This is a genomic window from Candidatus Poribacteria bacterium (assembly GCA_021295755.1).
In the GTDB taxonomy this organism is placed as follows: Bacteria; Poribacteria; WGA-4E; order WGA-4E; family PCPOR2b; genus PCPOR2b.
The window spans coordinates 8,818-26,273 of the sequence record JAGWBT010000148.1 but is presented as its reverse complement, the minus strand read 5'-3'; the positions used below and the strand labels follow the sequence as shown (position 1 = coordinate 26,273).

General features: G+C 51.8%; 16 protein-coding genes. 6 read left to right on the top strand and 10 right to left on the bottom strand.

What is annotated here, in order from left to right; translation table 11 throughout:
• The 6 genes from J4G02_18840 to J4G02_18815 all read left to right on the top strand — a co-directional run.
• The coding region (locus J4G02_18840) for a DUF1501 domain-containing protein (GenBank protein ID MCE2396594.1) at positions 1–303 on the top strand (303 nt) is incomplete at its 5' end.
• A 388-nt stretch (positions 304–691) separates the two neighbouring features.
• On the top strand, positions 692–3,253 hold the full coding sequence (locus tag J4G02_18835; GenBank protein ID MCE2396593.1) for a PPC domain-containing protein: 2,562 nt from the start codon (positions 692–694) through the stop codon (positions 3,251–3,253).
• Between the two features lie 366 nt (positions 3,254–3,619).
• Positions 3,620–4,411, top strand: a complete 792-nt coding sequence (locus J4G02_18830; protein MCE2396592.1) for a phytanoyl-CoA dioxygenase family protein — start codon at positions 3,620–3,622, stop codon at positions 4,409–4,411.
• A gap of 256 nt (positions 4,412–4,667) precedes the next feature.
• On the top strand, positions 4,668–5,162 hold the full coding sequence (gene rfaE2 / locus J4G02_18825; protein ID MCE2396591.1) for a D-glycero-beta-D-manno-heptose 1-phosphate adenylyltransferase: 495 nt from the start codon (positions 4,668–4,670) through the stop codon (positions 5,160–5,162).
• 411 nt (positions 5,163–5,573) lie between these two features.
• Entirely contained in the window at positions 5,574–7,043 is a 1,470-nt protein-coding gene (locus J4G02_18820; protein ID MCE2396590.1) for a leucyl aminopeptidase, read from the top strand.
• 297 nt (positions 7,044–7,340) lie between these two features.
• Entirely contained in the window at positions 7,341–7,877 is a 537-nt protein-coding gene (locus J4G02_18815; protein MCE2396589.1) for a hypothetical protein, read from the top strand.
• A gap of 310 nt (positions 7,878–8,187) precedes the next feature.
• Here the strand turns inward: J4G02_18815 and J4G02_18810 are convergent, their stop codons facing one another.
• From J4G02_18810 to J4G02_18765, 10 genes are all read right to left on the bottom strand, one after another.
• Positions 8,188–9,051, bottom strand: a complete 864-nt coding sequence (locus J4G02_18810) for a sugar phosphate isomerase/epimerase (protein ID MCE2396588.1) — start codon at positions 9,049–9,051, stop codon at positions 8,188–8,190.
• A 114-nt stretch (positions 9,052–9,165) separates the two neighbouring features.
• Positions 9,166–9,909: a phytanoyl-CoA dioxygenase family protein gene (locus J4G02_18805; GenBank protein MCE2396587.1), complete on the bottom strand. Its 744-nt coding sequence runs from the start codon at positions 9,907–9,909 to the stop codon at positions 9,166–9,168.
• Positions 9,910–9,948: 39 nt separating this feature from the next.
• On the bottom strand, positions 9,949–10,536 hold the full coding sequence (locus J4G02_18800) for a phytanoyl-CoA dioxygenase family protein (protein ID MCE2396586.1): 588 nt from the start codon (positions 10,534–10,536) through the stop codon (positions 9,949–9,951).
• Complete coding sequence (locus tag J4G02_18795) at positions 10,511–10,711, bottom strand: hypothetical protein (protein MCE2396585.1); 201 nt, start codon at positions 10,709–10,711, stop codon at positions 10,511–10,513. Before J4G02_18795 ends, J4G02_18800 begins: the two co-directional genes overlap by 26 nt.
• Positions 10,712–10,954: 243 nt before the next feature.
• The gene (locus J4G02_18790; protein ID MCE2396584.1) at positions 10,955–12,046 is read right to left on the bottom strand and encodes a mandelate racemase/muconate lactonizing enzyme family protein; all 1,092 of its coding nucleotides are present in this window, start codon (positions 12,044–12,046) and stop codon (positions 10,955–10,957) included.
• Positions 12,047–12,508: 462 nt separating this feature from the next.
• Positions 12,509–13,429, bottom strand: a complete 921-nt coding sequence (locus J4G02_18785) for a DMT family transporter (protein ID MCE2396583.1) — start codon at positions 13,427–13,429, stop codon at positions 12,509–12,511.
• A gap of 40 nt (positions 13,430–13,469) precedes the next feature.
• Complete coding sequence (locus J4G02_18780) at positions 13,470–13,940, bottom strand: four helix bundle protein (GenBank protein MCE2396582.1); 471 nt, start codon at positions 13,938–13,940, stop codon at positions 13,470–13,472.
• Positions 13,941–13,990: 50 nt separating this feature from the next.
• On the bottom strand, positions 13,991–15,136 hold the full coding sequence (locus J4G02_18775; GenBank protein ID MCE2396581.1) for a mandelate racemase/muconate lactonizing enzyme family protein: 1,146 nt from the start codon (positions 15,134–15,136) through the stop codon (positions 13,991–13,993).
• 168 nt (positions 15,137–15,304) lie between these two features.
• The gene (locus J4G02_18770) at positions 15,305–16,000 is read right to left on the bottom strand and encodes an RraA family protein (GenBank protein ID MCE2396580.1); all 696 of its coding nucleotides are present in this window, start codon (positions 15,998–16,000) and stop codon (positions 15,305–15,307) included.
• Positions 16,001–16,083: 83 nt separating this feature from the next.
• Positions 16,084–16,938, bottom strand: coding sequence for a phytanoyl-CoA dioxygenase family protein (locus J4G02_18765; GenBank protein ID MCE2396579.1), 855 nt, complete (start codon positions 16,936–16,938; stop codon positions 16,084–16,086).
• Positions 16,939–17,456 lie beyond the last annotated feature (518 nt).

Sequence of the window (17,456 nt, the reverse complement as noted above, 5' to 3'; positions counted from 1 at the left end):
GAGTTCGGCAGATCGCCAAAACTGGGTGTCAGCACCTCTGGAAATAGCAACGCGCCAGATGGTCGGGATCATTGGCCCTACTGTTACACAGGCTTGATTGCCGGCGCAGGGGTTCGCGGTGGACAGGTCTACGGGAAATCTGACGCAACGGGTTCGACGCCCCTCGAAGACCCGGTCCACCCGACAGACATCCTCGCAACCGTTTACCACACCTTGGGTATCGATCCGCACACCGAAGTGATGAATCACTTAGATCAGCCGAGGGAACTGGTTAAAGGCAATCCGGTTCTGGGGTTATTCTAACGCAACAATCACAAAGCCTGTCCTTGAATGCTTCACCGCATTTGAGGACAGGTGTTGGCCTCCCGACTAGGGCTATTTATGGTGAAGTCTAAAAATATGGTGAATTCTATAAATAAGTGAACATTTACTAATTCCCCCCTGATAAGGGGGGCTAGGGGGGTTAAGTGCTCATCTGTAATGTCCAAGTAATTCTAAAATCTACTATAAATAGACACTTTCGCTCCCCGTGTATGGTAGGCGCTGTTTCCAACTGCGCCGATGCAGTGCCCAAGTAATTCTAAAATCTACCATAAATGCCCCAAATCCCGACCATTAGAGCTGGCAGCATACTCTACGGATCGATGTATCCTTGAATCCTTGAGAATAGGAGGTTGCAAAGGCGATTGTCATGTCCTGTTATCGCTATGAAAAAGTATACTTCTGGCTAGCCCAGCGATATAAGCCCTGCACTATTTTTCTCCTGTTATTGCTTTTCATATCTCCCCGTTTGATCCAAGCCCAAACCGTCCCCGAACCGACCTCAATTCCTGAACTGACCTCAATCTCCCCACAAGGCGGGCAACGCGGGACAGATGTCGAGATTATCTTGAATGGAAAAAATGTCAGCAAGGCAACCGCGCTAATATTCAGCGGAGAGGGGGTTTCTGGGGAGATTGGAGAGAAGACTGGTGAGGCGGCTGTATTCTTTAGTGGGGAGGGTGTATCCGGTCACATCCCTAACGATAGCTTTTTGGTCGCCCACGTAACCATCGCCCCGAATGCTGCTTTAGGGATGCGCGAGATACGGCTTGCGACTCCCAAAGGGGTTTCTAACGCTCAACCCTTTGTTGTCGGCGATCTACCCGAAGTCGGGGAAACAGAGCCGAATTCAGGACCCAGCGAGGCAAACTGGGTCAACTTACCTACCACCATCAGCGGTGTCATTGACTCGGTCGATGATCAAGACTTCTTCCGTTTCAACGCCACGGCAGAGCAACGCCTGATCTGCGACGTTACCGCTTCTCGGATGGGATCGCTGCTCGATTCATTTCTCGCCCTCTTTGGTCCCGATGGGGTAGAGGTCGCAAGTAACGACATCGCCAATGGACTCGATTCGCTGATAGACTATACGATTCCAACGGATGGGGAATACACGCTTCGGATTCGCGATCTGCGATACAAAGGTGGCGAGGAATTTGTCTATCGACTGAGCATCGGTGAACTGCCTTATCTGGATTCGATATTTCCGCTGGGCGGGAAGCGCGGCACCGAAAACACCATCGCCGTCAGTGGACGCAATCTCGCAGATGTGGAGTCCATGCAAGTCTCTATTGCCCCAAATGCGCCGTTGGGCGTGCAGAGAGTGCGGGTGATGACGCCTTCTGGATTATCGACAAGTTCGTATCCCTTTATGGTTGGAGATCTGCCTGAGTGTGTGGAAGCAGAGCCGAACAACACATGGGAACAGGTTACTTCCGATGAAGCCGGAGCCAATACGGTGACATCACCAATCATAATCAACGGTCAGATAGGACTGGAAGCGGATGTCGATTACTTTACCTTCAGAGCAGAAAAGGAACAACGGCTCATCTTTGATGTCACCGCACAACGCCTTGGGTCAAAGCTAGATGCCTTGCTGACGCTTTTCGATAAGGCGGAAACGGATGATGAAGCCCAAGATTCTGACGCTGCCTCCGATTCGTCTGCGGCGACTCAACCTGAGGACGGGACGTTAGCTGTCAACGATGATACGATGGGTTCAGAAGCTCGGATCGATCATACCTTTGAGGAAGCCGGAGATTATGCGATTGCTATTCGAGATTTGAACAATCAAGGCGGACCTGATTTCGCCTATCGTCTGAGTATCGCACCGCTTCAACCCGGTTTTCAGCTCACGGTTACGCCCGATCATCCGAGAATCTGTCGTGGGGATAGTACGTCTCTTACGATTGAGGTTAGCCGCATTGATGAATTTAATGGTCCCCTCCGTTTCGTCCTGCCCAATCTGCCTAAGGATTTCGCGGTCAGTCCAACCGTCTTGGAACCAGATCAAGTCCAAGCCCTGATCACTCTAACAGCGCCACCGGACGCCCCGCTTGGATTTCTCCCGATTACGCTTATAGGAGTCGGGACGATTCACAACCGCCGAGTTAAGCGAAAAGCGGAACCGGATCCGATTTTTCTCACTGTGATGGAAGCGCCTCAATTCGTCCTAGAGGTCGCCGAAGTCGGTCTAAGTATTGTACAATCGAGAGAGGCACCCCTTCATATCACAGCGAACCGCAAGCAGGGATTTATTGGACCGATTGAGTTATCGGTCGTCGGCTTACCCGAGAGTTCTGAGGCCTCCGAAGCAATTCTTGCCGAGGGTGAAACCGGAGCGACAATTACAATTAAAGCCGGCAGTTTTTTTCGGAGGGAGCTCTTCTCTGTGCTGCCCCCGGCGGGGACACAACATATCGCAGTGACCGGGAGTGCAACCATTAACAACGAGCCCGTAGTGCAAACGACACCTGCCCTCCCACTGACCATTATCGAAGCCCCCTTCGTGGTCACTGTCACACCGCTCCGACAAAGTATCATTTTACCCGCTGCTTCACCGGTTTCAGAATCATCTGAAGGGAGTCATACATCCAGCGAGCAGCCCACAGCGAGCGTGTCTGAAGCCGGTGATACCATCACGGAGAATTCGACGAAGGAGGTAACGGAGGAGGCTATCCTCACAGTCACCGTCAGTCGTCAGGGTGGTTTCACGGACAAGATTGACGTCGTTCCCATTGATCTTCCGGCAGGATTCACCGTTTCTGAGGTCAGCATCCCTGAACATGAGACAGAAGCAAAGATGACCCTTACAGCCTCCGACGCGCTAGAGGCGGATACTTATAATATCAAGTTCACCGGCAGTGGAATGATCAACGGACAGCAGTTTGACCAAGAGAGTCCAACGGTAGCGGTTAAAATTGTTCGATAGCGACGGCGTCGATATCGAAATCTTCACAGTAGAGACCCCATGCTTGCTTAAATGAAACCCTCGACAAATCGATGGACCGGCTTGAAAACACAGTGGACCGATTCACCACAACCGTGAAATGGTATATTGTAATAGCCAGGGGAACGGCAGTTCTTGTGATCGCGCTGTTACTGTGGAATGCTTTCTTTGACTGATAAAAAAATCAATTCAATCGTGTTAAGCAATTAGTTCATAAGTCCCCCTGATAAGGGGGATTTAGGGGGTTGGCTGTGCATCGAAGGTGTGTAAGTAATTATAGCATTCATCATAAATCCGTGTAATCCTTAAATCCGTGCTAATCCGTGATTCAGACAATTGGAGAAAAAAATGAGTCCTACAAACACAGACAAAAACTGGAAAACCGAAACGACGGTCACCGATGAACAGGTGGCTCTCTACAATGAGAACGGCTACCTCAAATATGGCAGGATCTTCACCCAGCCAGAATTAGACGAACTGCGCGATTACGTCGATGACATGATCGCATCGCTCCCCGACGGCAAACGCCCGGAACAGATGGACGTGCCGCACGTCGAGCATCCCTACCTGTTCAAGTACCTCGCAGACCCGCGTGTGCTTGATGTGATTGAACGGTTCATCGGACCCGATATCCTCCTCTGGTCGAGCCACTTCATCAGCAAACGGACGAGCGACGGGCTGGCGGTGCCGTGGCATCAGGACGGTGTCTACTGGGGCGATCGATTGGACCCGATGCACGTCATCACGATGTGGCTGGCGGTGGACGAATCAACGGTCGAAAACGGGTGTATGCGCGTGATCGCCGGTAGCCATAAACTCAGAGATCGGCGGTACGAGAAGGTGGATAGCGAAAAGCACCTGTTCGGCAGAGAGGTTATCGCCGAGGATCTGGATGAGTCAAAAGTTGTTGATCTGGAACTGTCGGTCGGCGAATGCCATCTCCACGATGCGTTCACCATCCACGGTTCCGCACCGAACACCTCACAGAAACGTCGGTGCGGCTACACGATGCGGTATATGCCCGCTGATGTCCGCTGCAACGACCCTTCGTTGAGACCCGACCACGACATCTATCTCCTGCGCGGTCAGGATCGAACGGATGGTTTCAATACCTACACCCCTGTACCAGATTTTGCCTAAAGAATAAGCCGAGAACCTTTACCTACTTACGGGTTACCTATCATGCGAAATGAAAAATAATTTAACGCAAAGTCGCTAAGACGGTAGGGCGCAGAGAAAAAAAACAATAGAAAATCCTTATCTTTTCTCTTCCTTGCATCTTTGCTTCCTTGCGTCTTTGCGTTGAGGTAAAACATATCCTCTCTCTCCGTGTTTTGCGCTTTCTTTTTTTACGAATCTACCTTTTTACGCATTACCAACTTACAGGTTACGAGCCATGCCAGAAAAAAAAATCTACTCTCGGAATCAACTGGTCGAAATTGTTCAGCAGTTACAGGCGGACGGCAAAGTTGTCGTGACGACCAACGGCTGCTTCGATGTGCTACACGTCGGTCATCTGCGCTACCTGCAAGCCGCGCAAGCGCTCGGCGACCTCCTCGTTGTCGGCGTCAACAGCGACGACTCGGTCCGTGTACTCAAAGGGGAGAACCGTCCCCTTGTGCCCGCGGACGAACGCGCCGAAATGCTCGCGGGCTTGGCGTGTGTCGATTACGTCACAATCTTTCCCGAACTCGATCCGATTGACCTATTATCCGCCGTCAAGCCGAACATCCACGTCAAAGGCGGCGATTACACAATCGAGCGGGTCATTGAACGGGAGGCGGTCGAATCGAACGGGGGCAAGGTGATTGTGGGGCTAAACGTGCCGGGCAAATCGACCACCGATCTCATCGAAACAATCCGCGAAAGATATAATAGCCCAAGTTGCTAGGTGTCAAAAATCCATCGCCTTACCGTTGCAGCGGCATGACAGGCGACAGGGAAGTTGATATTGAGAACGCAACACCGTTTCTTTCTTCCTTAATCAAATTTTTTGGAGCTCCGGATATTAAATATTTATTATAAAGTTATTAAAGCTTTATTAGGCGATTGTGGATAACTCGCCGGGCTCAATAACCACAAGGGTTCCAGCCATTTTATTTTTTCGGATTTTGACACCGATGTCAAAACTGTGATACGCGTGTCAAAACCGTGATGCCGGTGTCAAAATTGGGACACGCATGTCAAAACCATAAAAATTGTGGATAACCTGTGGATAACTTTTCGTGAAATGTGAAAGCAGGCCGCGGTATACCGCAACCGCAGTTAAATCAATGAACTAACTTGGAAAGGAAATTATAGGATGCAAATTGATGTCAAGGTTGGAGATTTCAGGACAGAGGCCGTTGATGCGATTGTGGTCGGGGTATTTGAGGGCGAACCGCTCGTCAGCGTGGCGCAAGCCGCCGATGCAGCGACCAACGGTGCAATTAGCGAACTGATTGACGCCGGCGACTTCAAAGGCGAGCGTAACCAGACCGCGCTGCTCTATACCAGAGGAGCAATCACCGCCTCGCGGATTGCACTGGTCGGTCTGGGAAAAAACGAGGAGTTGGATCCAGAGAAGGTGCGTCAGGCGGCGGGCAAAGTTGTCCAAGAACTTCGGGATCTGGGGCTAAAGACTATCGCGGTCTCGTTGCCGCCAGAGACCCCACCAGAGATAGCACAGGCAGCCGCCGAAGCCAGCCGACTCGCACTCTACCAATTCGACCAGCACAAAACGGAGGGACTCGATAAGGTCAAAGCACTTGACTCCATCACCTTCTTGGTAACGGACGACGCGACCAAGTCGATGGTCGAAGGAGGCGTTGCCGTCGGCGATGCGATTGCGAACGGGACAAACCTCGCTCGCGATCTCAGCAACCAACCGCCCAACCACCTAACCCCAACGATGCTCGCCGACAAGGCGGCTGAGGTTGCAAATGAGGTAGGGTTGAAATGCGAAGTCTTTGACCTCGCGCAACTTCAAGAGAAGGGGTTTCGCACCTTACTCGGCGTGTCTCAGGGCAGCGCCGAAGAGCCGCGATTTATCGTCTTGGAGCATATCCCCGATGGCGAGGAGAAGGATACCGTTGCGTTTGTTGGAAAAGCCATCACCTTCGATAGCGGCGGCCTGTCGCTCAAGTCCGGCTCCGGCATGATGGACATGAAACACGATATGTCCGGCGCAGCAGCGGTGCTTGGCGCGATGCAGGTGGTCGGGGTGCTTAAGCCGGATCTCCATGTCGTTGGGTTGATTGCGGCGAGCGAAAACATGCCGAGCGCGACCGCCCAGCGACCGGGCGACGTTGTCGAAAGCTACGGCGGCAAAACAATCGAGATCCTTAATACAGACGCAGAAGGTCGATTGGTGTTAGCGGATGCGTTGGGCTATGCTGCCCAGTATAACCCCAAGGCGGCGATAGATCTGGCAACGCTGACCGGCGCTGTCATCACCGCTCTGGGAACCGTTGCCTGCGGGATGATGGGGACGGATAACTCGGTGATCGCTAAGGTCAGAGCCGCTGCACAGAAGACGCATGAACGGGTATGGGAACTCCCCTTGTGGGATGATTACGACGAACTAATCAAAAGCGATGTCGCTGACGTCAAAAATATCGGTGACGGCACAGCGGGGACCATCGTCGGCGGGGCGTTCTTGAAGAAGTTTGCGGAAGGCTATCCGTGGGTACATCTCGCAAAGGGTCGTCGTATGTTCCTAGCAAGGGCGGTACTGGTTTCGGTGTGCGACTGCTGGTGCAGTTCGCACGCGATTGGACTTCGTGATTCTTGATATAGTAGGTCGAGATTCACATCTCGACACTGTGCTGGTTTATTAGTTCACTGGTTCATTGGTTCGTGTGTAAGTCCGTAGGTCGAGATTCACATCTCGACAGAACACTCGGACTATCGCTAGGTATTTGTCGATTTTGGAAAATCGACCTACTAGAAATAACGCCACAGCGGAGCGCAATGTGTATAGTCACGAACTTAATCCATGTAATCCTTTAATCCGTGTCAATCTGTGATTCAGACAAATTACGCATTACACTCATATCCAAACGTTGCCTAAAATGAAGGAGGGACAATTATGCTGCTGCGCTTTGTTTGTGTTGCGTACCTGTCGCTCCTGCTAGCCGGGTGCGCTACGCCCATACCTCAACTTGACGTGACACCCACACAGATGAACGGGATCGATCGCTTAATCGGCGAAAACTTCCTAACCTTTCATGCCGATATCGAGCCCATACTGGGAGAAGCGCGTAAAACGATAGAAAACGACACGCCCACTTACGACTTTGGAGAGAAATATCGGTTCAGAGGCTTAACCGCAGGCATTCTGAACGACAGAGTGGTGATGCTCTCGTTCTATGCCAATAGACGCCTCACCCCGCACGAGGCGATTTATGCGTTGGGCTATCGGGAATTGCCCGAATATAGTTGGATTGATGGTAGACCCGTGTATATGCTCAACACGGAGAACGGCAAGCGCATCTTCTTTGTAGTCCAGCATTCGGGCTGGACATTTGTCCGTATCTTCTCTAATGCACTCGATGTAAAAAAACATTTCAACCTACAAATCACAGCATTTCCATACCCATCATTCTATTTCTCGGAGTCCAACTAGATAGGTTCTGTTGATATTTGACAAATTTAAGCGGTCTCCATGTCGAGAGTCCGTATTTTGGGCAGGCACAAGACCTGCCCCTACATTGCTTGATTCTCGTAGGGGCAACCCTTGTGGTTGCCCTGCTGTAGGTCGATTTTCCAAAATCGACGCTGGGGTGTCGAGATGTGAATCTCGACCTACAGGGCGAACGTAGCAGAATCCCTAAACCCTCCATGACTTTACACAAATCCAAAAAAAGATTAGCGAAGATTGGAGTAGATTGGTGGATTCTTCCTACACTCACGTTTCACGCATCACATTCTACGTTTTACTGGTTAACCTGAATCCCAAGTTCTGCCGCTGTCCGATGCAGGAAATCGCTCACCTCCGGCAATTGTTCCTCTTGGGCACCTTCGACAATCAGCGGATACTCTGGATCAAGCGCGTGCATTCGGCGGATATAGGCTTTGAAATCCATCATTCCCTTGCCGGGCGCGCGGGTCGGCAGGTGGAGGGTATGTTCGTTAGTGAGGGTGATGTCCTTTGCGTGTCCACTCACAATATGGTTGCCGAGCGTGTCGAATATCCGATCGATGTATTCGCCGGTCCTATAGACTGTGTTGAGCGTCACCCAGTTTGCCGGATCCAGATCAGATCTGACCCACGGTGAATCCACCGCATCAAGAATCTCCTTCGTGACCTTCTCATTTGCAAGCACGACAAGCTGATGCCCTTCCAAGCTGAGGTAAACCTGATTATCTGCTGCCGCCTTCGCACACTCCCGCAGGCTCTTGATTAACTGATCCTTGCTCCTTTGACTCCAGTTGTCGGGGTGAGGATTCCACGGTCCCGTCGGATTCATCGATCCCGGTCCCGTGTCGATGCCCCGCGCCCCAATATCGCCGGCGACTCTGAGCGCCTCCTGTACCGTGCGCACCGCTTGCTTGCGCTCCGTTTCGTCGGGGTGAATCAGGCACTGCCAATAGCCTGTCGTTTGATACATCCGAACCCCCTCGTCCGCTAGGACATCGCGGACCCTGTGGCATTGGGCGGTTGTTGTTTCAAAGGGATCATTCTCCCGAAAACGGGTGAACGCACCCGAAAATCCGAATGATCTGACCTTCCGTGCGATCTCCGGCGTGAAGTCATCCATATTGCTCGGCAAAAATGTTCCGCTCATTCCAAAACGCATAGTTAGCTCCGTTATATGTGATAATCAATAATGCTAGTTTGCAACGGTTGATAACGTGAAACGTGATGCGTAAAACGTAAAACGTAAGAACCGTTAGTTCATTCGCACATTGGTTCATTGGTTCGTTTCGACCTGAACGACATCGGGGCGGTTACCGATAGAGGGCGGGGATAGAATCCGTTTCTGCTGATCCGTCAACTCGCCAAACTGACTGAGATCATAGAAGTTTCCAGACCATGCCGAGTGGCCGGGGCTGTATTTGTAGAGCAGGGATCGGCGTTCATGTGCAGCACGCCACGGCATCGTTCCGTGGATGACAGCTTCGGTGAAGAAAATCACGTCCCCAGCTTTAGCAGCCGGCTGGACAACGTAATGTGCGGGTCGCTCGAAACTGCGGACATCTGTGGGCAGGCAGGTGGAGAAGTTACTCTTGTGACTCCCCGGAATGCACGAGAATCCGCCATCGCCTTCCCCTACCTCCGATAGGCAGTAGGTCATCACTATCAGCCCATTTCGGATGACGCCATCTCGGTATTTGTACCAGTGATCCCCTTCAGGTCCCCCAGCGCGACCACCATCCTCTCCGCCGTGCAGCCTCCCACGATGTTCTCCTTGACTCATGAAGATAGCGTAATCGTGATCGAGGCGGAATGTGGGACCCAGCAACTCAATGAGGTAGGGCAGGATCTTCGGATGGTCAATCAGCCCTTTGAAGGGCGCACCCCAGAGGGTCGGATGTCCGGAGCGATCCCCCTGATCGATGATTTTATTCAGTTCGTCAACTTCGTCGGGTGTCAGCACATCTTTGATAACAAGATAGCCTTCGAGATCGACGAGAAATTTTTCTTCGTCTGTCATAATAGGAGTCCTTTCTTGAACCAGTAAACGACCAACGATTTAACGCAAATCCTGCAACTGGGTGATGGGTCCCGTATTCCCGAAGCCGAGTTCGATGGCTCGCTCCAGCATTTTTTGGCGACGGGGACCTGCGGTCGAAATCAAGCGGTCGCTGTAGAATCGTCCCCAGCCCTTCGTTTCCCCGGCGAGAAACATCATCAGCCAATCAAAATGTTCCTGATCACAGTTGATATGGATAGCGCGTCTACCGTAATTGTCACTCAAGGCAGCGTGATACGTCTTGTGATTCATGAAGAGCACGTCCCCCGGCTCGTTGCAGAGCGGGTAGCGCCCCGGCATCTCATCGGGAAGCGCACCGAGTTCGTCTTTCATCTGGTTGATTGCTGCCCCAAACTCCTTGAAATGGCTGCCGGGAATAACAGTTAGGCATCCATCTTCGGGACCGAGCGGATCCAGATAGATCGCCGCCCGCATACTGAAGTAACCTTCGGGGGCGTAGGCATCGTGATGCCACCCGGAGCCGCCGGTATGGATGATCCCTTCGCTGAGAGTCAAGATGAAATCTTCGCCCATCAAGCCCTCAAAGATGTCTACAATCTTCTCATGGTCTAGCAGCGGGTAGAACACAAGGGATAATTTGTTGCCTCTTCTCACCCGATTGCGGCGGCGGTGCGCCCTTGCGTGCCACCCGCATCCCCTCGTCGAATGCGTCGGAGATTACCTCTACCTCCGCCGGCGATAGCAAGCCCTTGTAATGGATAAATCCGAACCGCTCAAAATATTTGATCTCTTCCGTATCCATAGTCCTTGTCTCCCTATATATGACCAATGGTGCTGGGACGTGTTGACATTTATGTGAAATTGCCCGTAAATGTAGGGGCGAGGTCTCCTCGTCCGTTGAAAAACGGGTTGGGGAACCCAACCCCTACGAAGGATTGTACATCTGTGTTTCCCTTGGTCGTCCTATTATTATGAAATGTCAACAGAACTTAGTTTACAGCCATCAATAACGTGATGCGTGAAGCGTGAAAAATGAACCAATGAACTAATGAACCGATGCACTATCGACACGGTGCCGATTGATGAAATCCCAGTCCAATTCTAACCCCAACCCCGGTTTATCGGTCATGGCGATCTGTCCGTCCACTACTTGGAATAGCGGATCGTATAGCTTCGACCAGATCTGGAACGGCTCGCAGCTTGGGCACGCAGGCACCATCAGACCGTTCGGTACTGCGGCGACGAGGTGGCAGTTGACATCCGGAAACTGTGCGCCGTGCGGTGCGACGGGTAGGTGATACGCCTCGCAGAGCGCCGCGATTCGCATAAGTCCGGTATAACCACCGCCGATTAGGATGTCCGTCTGTACCAGTTGGAGTGCACCTTCATTGATGAGTCTTCTGATGCCGTAGAGGGTTCCCTCGCCCTCTGCACCAGCGACTATAGCACTCGTGGCTTCCTGCACCATTCGCATGTAGAATGGCTCATCGTCGAGCCGAACCGGCTCCTCTATCCAATACAAGTTATAAGGTTCAAGCTCACGGACAGCCTCCACTGCCACCTTCCCAGACCAAGCGCGAGATACGTCTATCATCAGTTTTTTATTGGGTCCGAGAACATCCCTCGAAAGGCGTACCTTATCCAGCACCTCTTGGGGTGTGCAGCTGTTGAAGTGCAGCTTAATCGCATCAAAGCCCAGATCGGCGTGCTCTTTGACCTCTGCCGCAACCTCCTCTGGAGACTGGTCGATGTAGCCGATGCCATCAGCATAGGCGGGAACGGTATCCGCGTAACCGCCCAACAGTCGCCACACCGGCTGACCACACGCCTTTCCGTACAGATCCCACAGCGCAATGTCTAACGCACCTATCGAGGACATGGCAGCGCGTCCCGGTCCGCGATACCGCCATGCCGACTCGTACATCTGATCCCAGAGGCGGGCAATTTGTCGCGGATCCTGACCCATGAGGACGGGAGCGAGATCACGAGAAATAAGCTGAGGATTTCCACCTCGACCGAAGCCGGTCAAGCCTTCATCGGTGTGTATGAGGACATTTGTCCACTCTCTGGTTGTTCCCGTTTCAGGTAGTCCGAATGGGTGTTTCAGGACGATAGATTCTACATGCGTGATGCGCACCGGTATCTCCTCCATGCTTCATAAATATCTATTGGATGATGTCTTTCGATGTGGCTCTGATTATAAGCAAATCCGAGTCTAGGTCAAGAAAAAAGTGCGTGAAACGCGGAACGTGATGCGTAATACATATAGGACTTACGCAGTTGAATGCTCAAAATTTCCGTTCCGGGAGTCTTCGACCTGTAGTTCGGCGATTCATCGCCGCTAAACACCATTTCCAACCCTGATTTCGGAACGGACGCCCGATGAATCGGGCAACTACAGTAGGGACAAAGGTTTGTTGTAGGGCGATTTATCGAATACCTGTTGTGTCACGCGGTAGTGTTTGGTGAATTGAACCAGATACTTTAGCGCGGCGTCGTTGGTATCTGACGCGCAATGAATTACGCTACTACAAATTGCTTTGAATCCCGATAAAATCGGGGCTGAAGTGCGTAACTTCTAACATAATGAACCAATGAACTAATGAGCCAATTGACGTTTTGAAGAGCGATTAATGGTGTAGATACCAAGTGCAACTAACACAGCCCCCACTGTGAGACCGAGGGTAATCGGTTCACCGATGAGGAGGTTACTCAGTAAGATGCCCCAGAGCGGTGTGGTAAAAAAGAACACAGAGAGTCGGCTCGGTGGATAATCCTTTAGCAAGAGCGTCCATGCGACGAAACAGAACCCTGCGATTCCGGCACCTTGGTATAGGACCGCAAATAACGCGGGGAAGGAAAAGCCGTATCCCGCCCTACCCTCAAAAATTACGCTCAGGGTGAAAAAGGTAGGGACACCAATGACCATCTGTGATACCAGTACACAGTAGGTATTGATATTTTGGATAAGGCGATTGGTGACGACGATAAGGAGTCCAAGTAAAAAACCGCCGAGCAGCGTCAACAAGTCGCCAATCAGAAATTCTCCTGTGCCGCCGATGAAGTTGTCTCGAAATACGAAACAGACTCCACCGAAGGCGAAGGCCAATCCAAGCGCCTTCCTGCGCGTCATGTAATCACCCGGAACAACGAAGTGTGCAATAAGCGCGACAAAGAGCGGGTAGGTGTTTGTCATGACGGCGGTTCTACCCGCGCGGGTAAAGTCCGCCCCCACATTGAGCGCAGTGATCTGCGTTATAAATAGGATGGCAGTCAAAAACAGTCGCAGGTACTCGTGCCGCTGCGGCTTGATTGATATGCCGTTAGCCAAAGCCCAACTCGCAATAAGGACAAGCCCGATCGTGAACCGGAGCCCCGCCGAGGCGAATGGAGAAAAATCTTGGAGCCCAATCTTGAGGGAAACAGCGTTACCGCCCCAAAGCATCGCCAGAAAAAGGACAAAGCAGATAACTCTAGGTGGGATAATACTGTGGCTAGTTTGATAAAGGGTTCGGCTCATATCAAGAGAAAGTGCAAAAAGCGTGATACGTGATACGTGATTAGGAGAAAGGGATATTATGTAAAATAGAATCTGTGTTCTCCATTTTGTAGGTGTGCCCGGTTTCACGCAGAATCCCCTGACGTTGTTGTGGAACCAGTGTCAGTAGCAGCCGAATAATTTGGGTAAGAAGGCTCAGACGATGGGTAGTGACCGCCGGACCCAGTATGTGTCTGCCCTTGTAATACCAATCCCGACTCTCCCTAGCGGAGCCGAGGGCGTATTCATAGAAGCGGGCTCTATCTCTGCCGGTGTCACGTGAATAACCTTCGGTGAGATTTGTACTGATAGAACCCAGGGCGCGGTAGAGTTGGTCTGACATTTCAACCGTACGTTTATCCCGCATCAGCTTAGTTACGTCGTACCAGCCCACATCGGCAGCAAATAATCCCAGCCGATAAGCCTCCATCTTCCATAAAGAATCGTTAGTGATTTCATCAGGAACCGAATCTTCCCACTCTTCATAGTTCATCTGACTGCATTTGATACTCTTTTCACGCATCACGTATCACGTTTCACGCATCAATACTGGCGACGATGCCAATCATCCTCCCACAGATTAAACGATCCTTCACGATAAGGGTGCTCAGCGATCAGATCTTCGTTTAGTGTCATACCGAGCCCGGGACCGTTTGGCAGGCTGAAATAGCCATCAATCACTTCGGGACACCCGGTCGCTGCCTCTTTGACCCACGCCTCGGAGAAGTCATTGAAATGCTCCTGAATCTTAAAGTTAGGCGTGCAAGCGGAGAAGTGCAGGGCGGTTGCGGTAGACACAGGTCCGCCCACATTGTGCGGCGCAACGAGCATATAACACATATCCCCAATCGCTGCGATCTTCTTCGTCTCTAGGAAACCGCCCGTTTGTGTGATGTCAGGCTGGAGGATATCCGCCGCTTGGAGATTGATTAGTTCGCGGTACTCAAACTTGTGGTGGAGCCGTTCGCCGGTGGCGACAGGAATATTAATGCTTTCCGCTGCCTTTGCGAGTGCAGCGAGATTGTCGGGCGGGACCGGTTCCTCAACCCAGCTTGGCTCGAACGGTTCCAATTCGCGGGCTATCTGGATAGCCATTGCCGGGCTGAAGCGTCCGTGCATCTCAATCAGGATCTCTACCTCGGGTCCCACCGAATCGCGTACCGCTTCGACCAGCGAGACGGATCTCAGTCTCTCCTCGTAAGAGAGTTCATAAAAGCCTGCACCGAAGGGATCAAATTTGAGCGCCTTGTAACCTTTTTCCAGTACCGGCTTGGCAGCGGCGTGAAATTCTTCGGGGGTGCGTTCCACCTTATACCAACCGTTGGCGTATGCCTTCATCTTGTCCCGACACGCGCCTCCTAGCAGTCGATACACCGGCTGGTCCAGCGCCTTTCCGATGATGTCCCAACACGCGATTTCGACGACGCTAATTCCCGTTGCGACAATCTCACCGGCACGTCCATAATCGTTACGGAACATCCGCAGATAGAGGTCTTCGGTATTGAATGGATCGCTACCGATAACGTGGCGCTTCTTCGCACCATCGAGATATGCGATCAGCGCGTCTGTGCGGTTGTTCATCCGTACCTCACTGACACCGGTCAATCCTTCATCGGTTTCCACTTTAACAAAAGTCAGGTTGCGCCAACTAGTGCCCATGACTAATGTCTTAACATCGGTGATTTTCAATGTTACATCTCCTTGTTATCAAAAAAAATCGTTAAACAAGTGAAATTTAACGCAAAATCGGAAAGCCGCAGAGGGTTTGGTTCCCACGCCCACTCAAGTAGGCACTCTCTCGCTTCCTCATTTTTGCTTTGTGTCCTTGCGTCCTTGCGTTGAATTCTTATAATAGAATTACTCGTGAGGGATGATGCGGCGCTTTAGTTCTGCCATGTTGAAACGATCGCTCTCAAGGAAATCGAAATATTCCGCTTCCTCCTCACGAACCGCCTCCGACCGTTTCACCACGTCCCCGGCGATGTCGATTGGGACGGAAACGAGGCCGCTTTCGTCGCCGTGCAGCAGGTCGCCCGGTGAAATGGTCAAACCACAGACCGACACCGTCACGTTGAAGTCGATGTATACACCGTAACCGTGCGAAACCACCCACCCCGTCGAAAAGACATGGAAATCCGGTGTGCGCTCACGGATGGCGCTTCGGTCGCGGCCATTGGCATCAGTCACAAATCCCACACAGCCCAGCTTAGTCGCAATTGTGCAGAACATATCGCCGAACAGGCAGCACCGCTTGCGATCATGCCCGACGTGCTGGACAACGAGCACCGATGGCTTGGGTGCGGCATCAATCGCTCCCACCAGATCATCAACGCGCGAGGTTCTTGTGTCGCCGGGGGTGGTGGTATCGGCTGTCACTGTGAGAGCATAACCGACCATCGGTGCCCCGATTTCAGGCATCTGGCAGACCAATTCATTGTTGGCATAGCCCATAGTTGGGTCGCGTACTTCAAAATGCTCAATTGCATTGGCAACTGTTGCGCTATCATACTGTCGCAGTGCTTCAATTAATTGCGGTGATTGTATTTCGCTCATTAGGACTAGACCCTCCTTGATTGAGGTTAGGTGCTGCCTGTGTCCGGACATCGACCAAGCCTTTTATGGTTGATGCTACAAAGCTAGAACGGCGCAATGTTAAGCACCGCTTGCTCTTCAGGTGTCAGTGCGGCAATCTGCTCCTCGGTCATGCCTCTGAAGTGTGTGTTCGGTGGAACGCCGGCCTCAAGGCCCCAGATACGCCGCTCGGCTTCGGTCATCGCTGCGCGAACCTCCGGTGACACATAGCGGTAGGAATCGTTAAACCCCTTAATCCACCACCGCTGGAAGTAGAAAATCAGCGCGTATCGTGGGCTGTCACTGGAGTTGATTCCGGCGGTGTGCCATAGGCTTGAATCCCACAGGAATACCGATCCCGCCGGTGCCTCAGCGATGATACCTCCCGGTGGTAGGGTTTCCGGTTCTTCGGGTGGGATTTCGAGGGACAGGTGCGAGCCGGGCCAGATCATTGGACCGCCCGTTTCCTCTCTGAAGTCGGCTATTGCCCATACGGACTGAATTGCCATCGGATAGTGGGCGCCGCCGATGAAAGGCTTCACCGTGAAGTCTGCCCAGTCGGCGTGTAGATTGCCTCCCAATCGGGTTGCGTCCTTTTTACCTGTCGGCATCGGGGTTCGTATCACTACATCGTGTGCGAACATGTCTTCACCGAGCACGCGGCGCGCTACCTCTATCGGCGCCGGGTTGCGAAGCGGCATCCCGTAAAAATGTGGATGCTTGCCTTGGACATTGAACGCGTGTCGAAGATTTTCGTTCTGTAATCCATATTTGCGACCAATGGTCTCTTCGGCATCTAACGTTTCTTCGATCGCTTGCTTGGTCGCTTCAACCTCCGAGGGCGGCATCACATTTTGCATAACGGTGTAGCCGTCCTGTTCCAATTCGGTTGCATGTCGTTCAATGTCAAAGGTTGGCATGGCAGTTTCCCTCTTGTTTGATGCTAAAGTGTGATTGCTATAGCTATATTTGGCGCATCTCCGTGGGAAGATCTTGAGGCTAGGACTCTTGGCAACATATTATCGGTGAGTGCGGCAGGCTGGCGGCGGCTATGAAGATCGGATATATCGTCGATAGTATTATAGGTGATTATAGCGCTACAGGCAATCGACCCGAAAACAGCTTTGCTCCGATTCACCCTCCAATTCACGCCCCCACGCGATGGCAATCGCAAACCTGTGTAGCCGTGGATACATTGGCTATTATAGGGGATACCCCCGAAAATTGTCAAGCTGTTACGGACAGATCCCTCACAACGTTTTCGGTTGCAGAGACATTCGTTGTTGAAAGAGAATAAAATTCCTTATAATAAAGTTTTTAGAAAAATTATTTGCTGTATAGTGAAAAAATGGTTGAAAATGGTCAAAAAGTTTGGTATAATTCCCCCGTCTTGATAAAACAGGACCGTAGCGAATTGGTACACTTGCGTGGATCAATC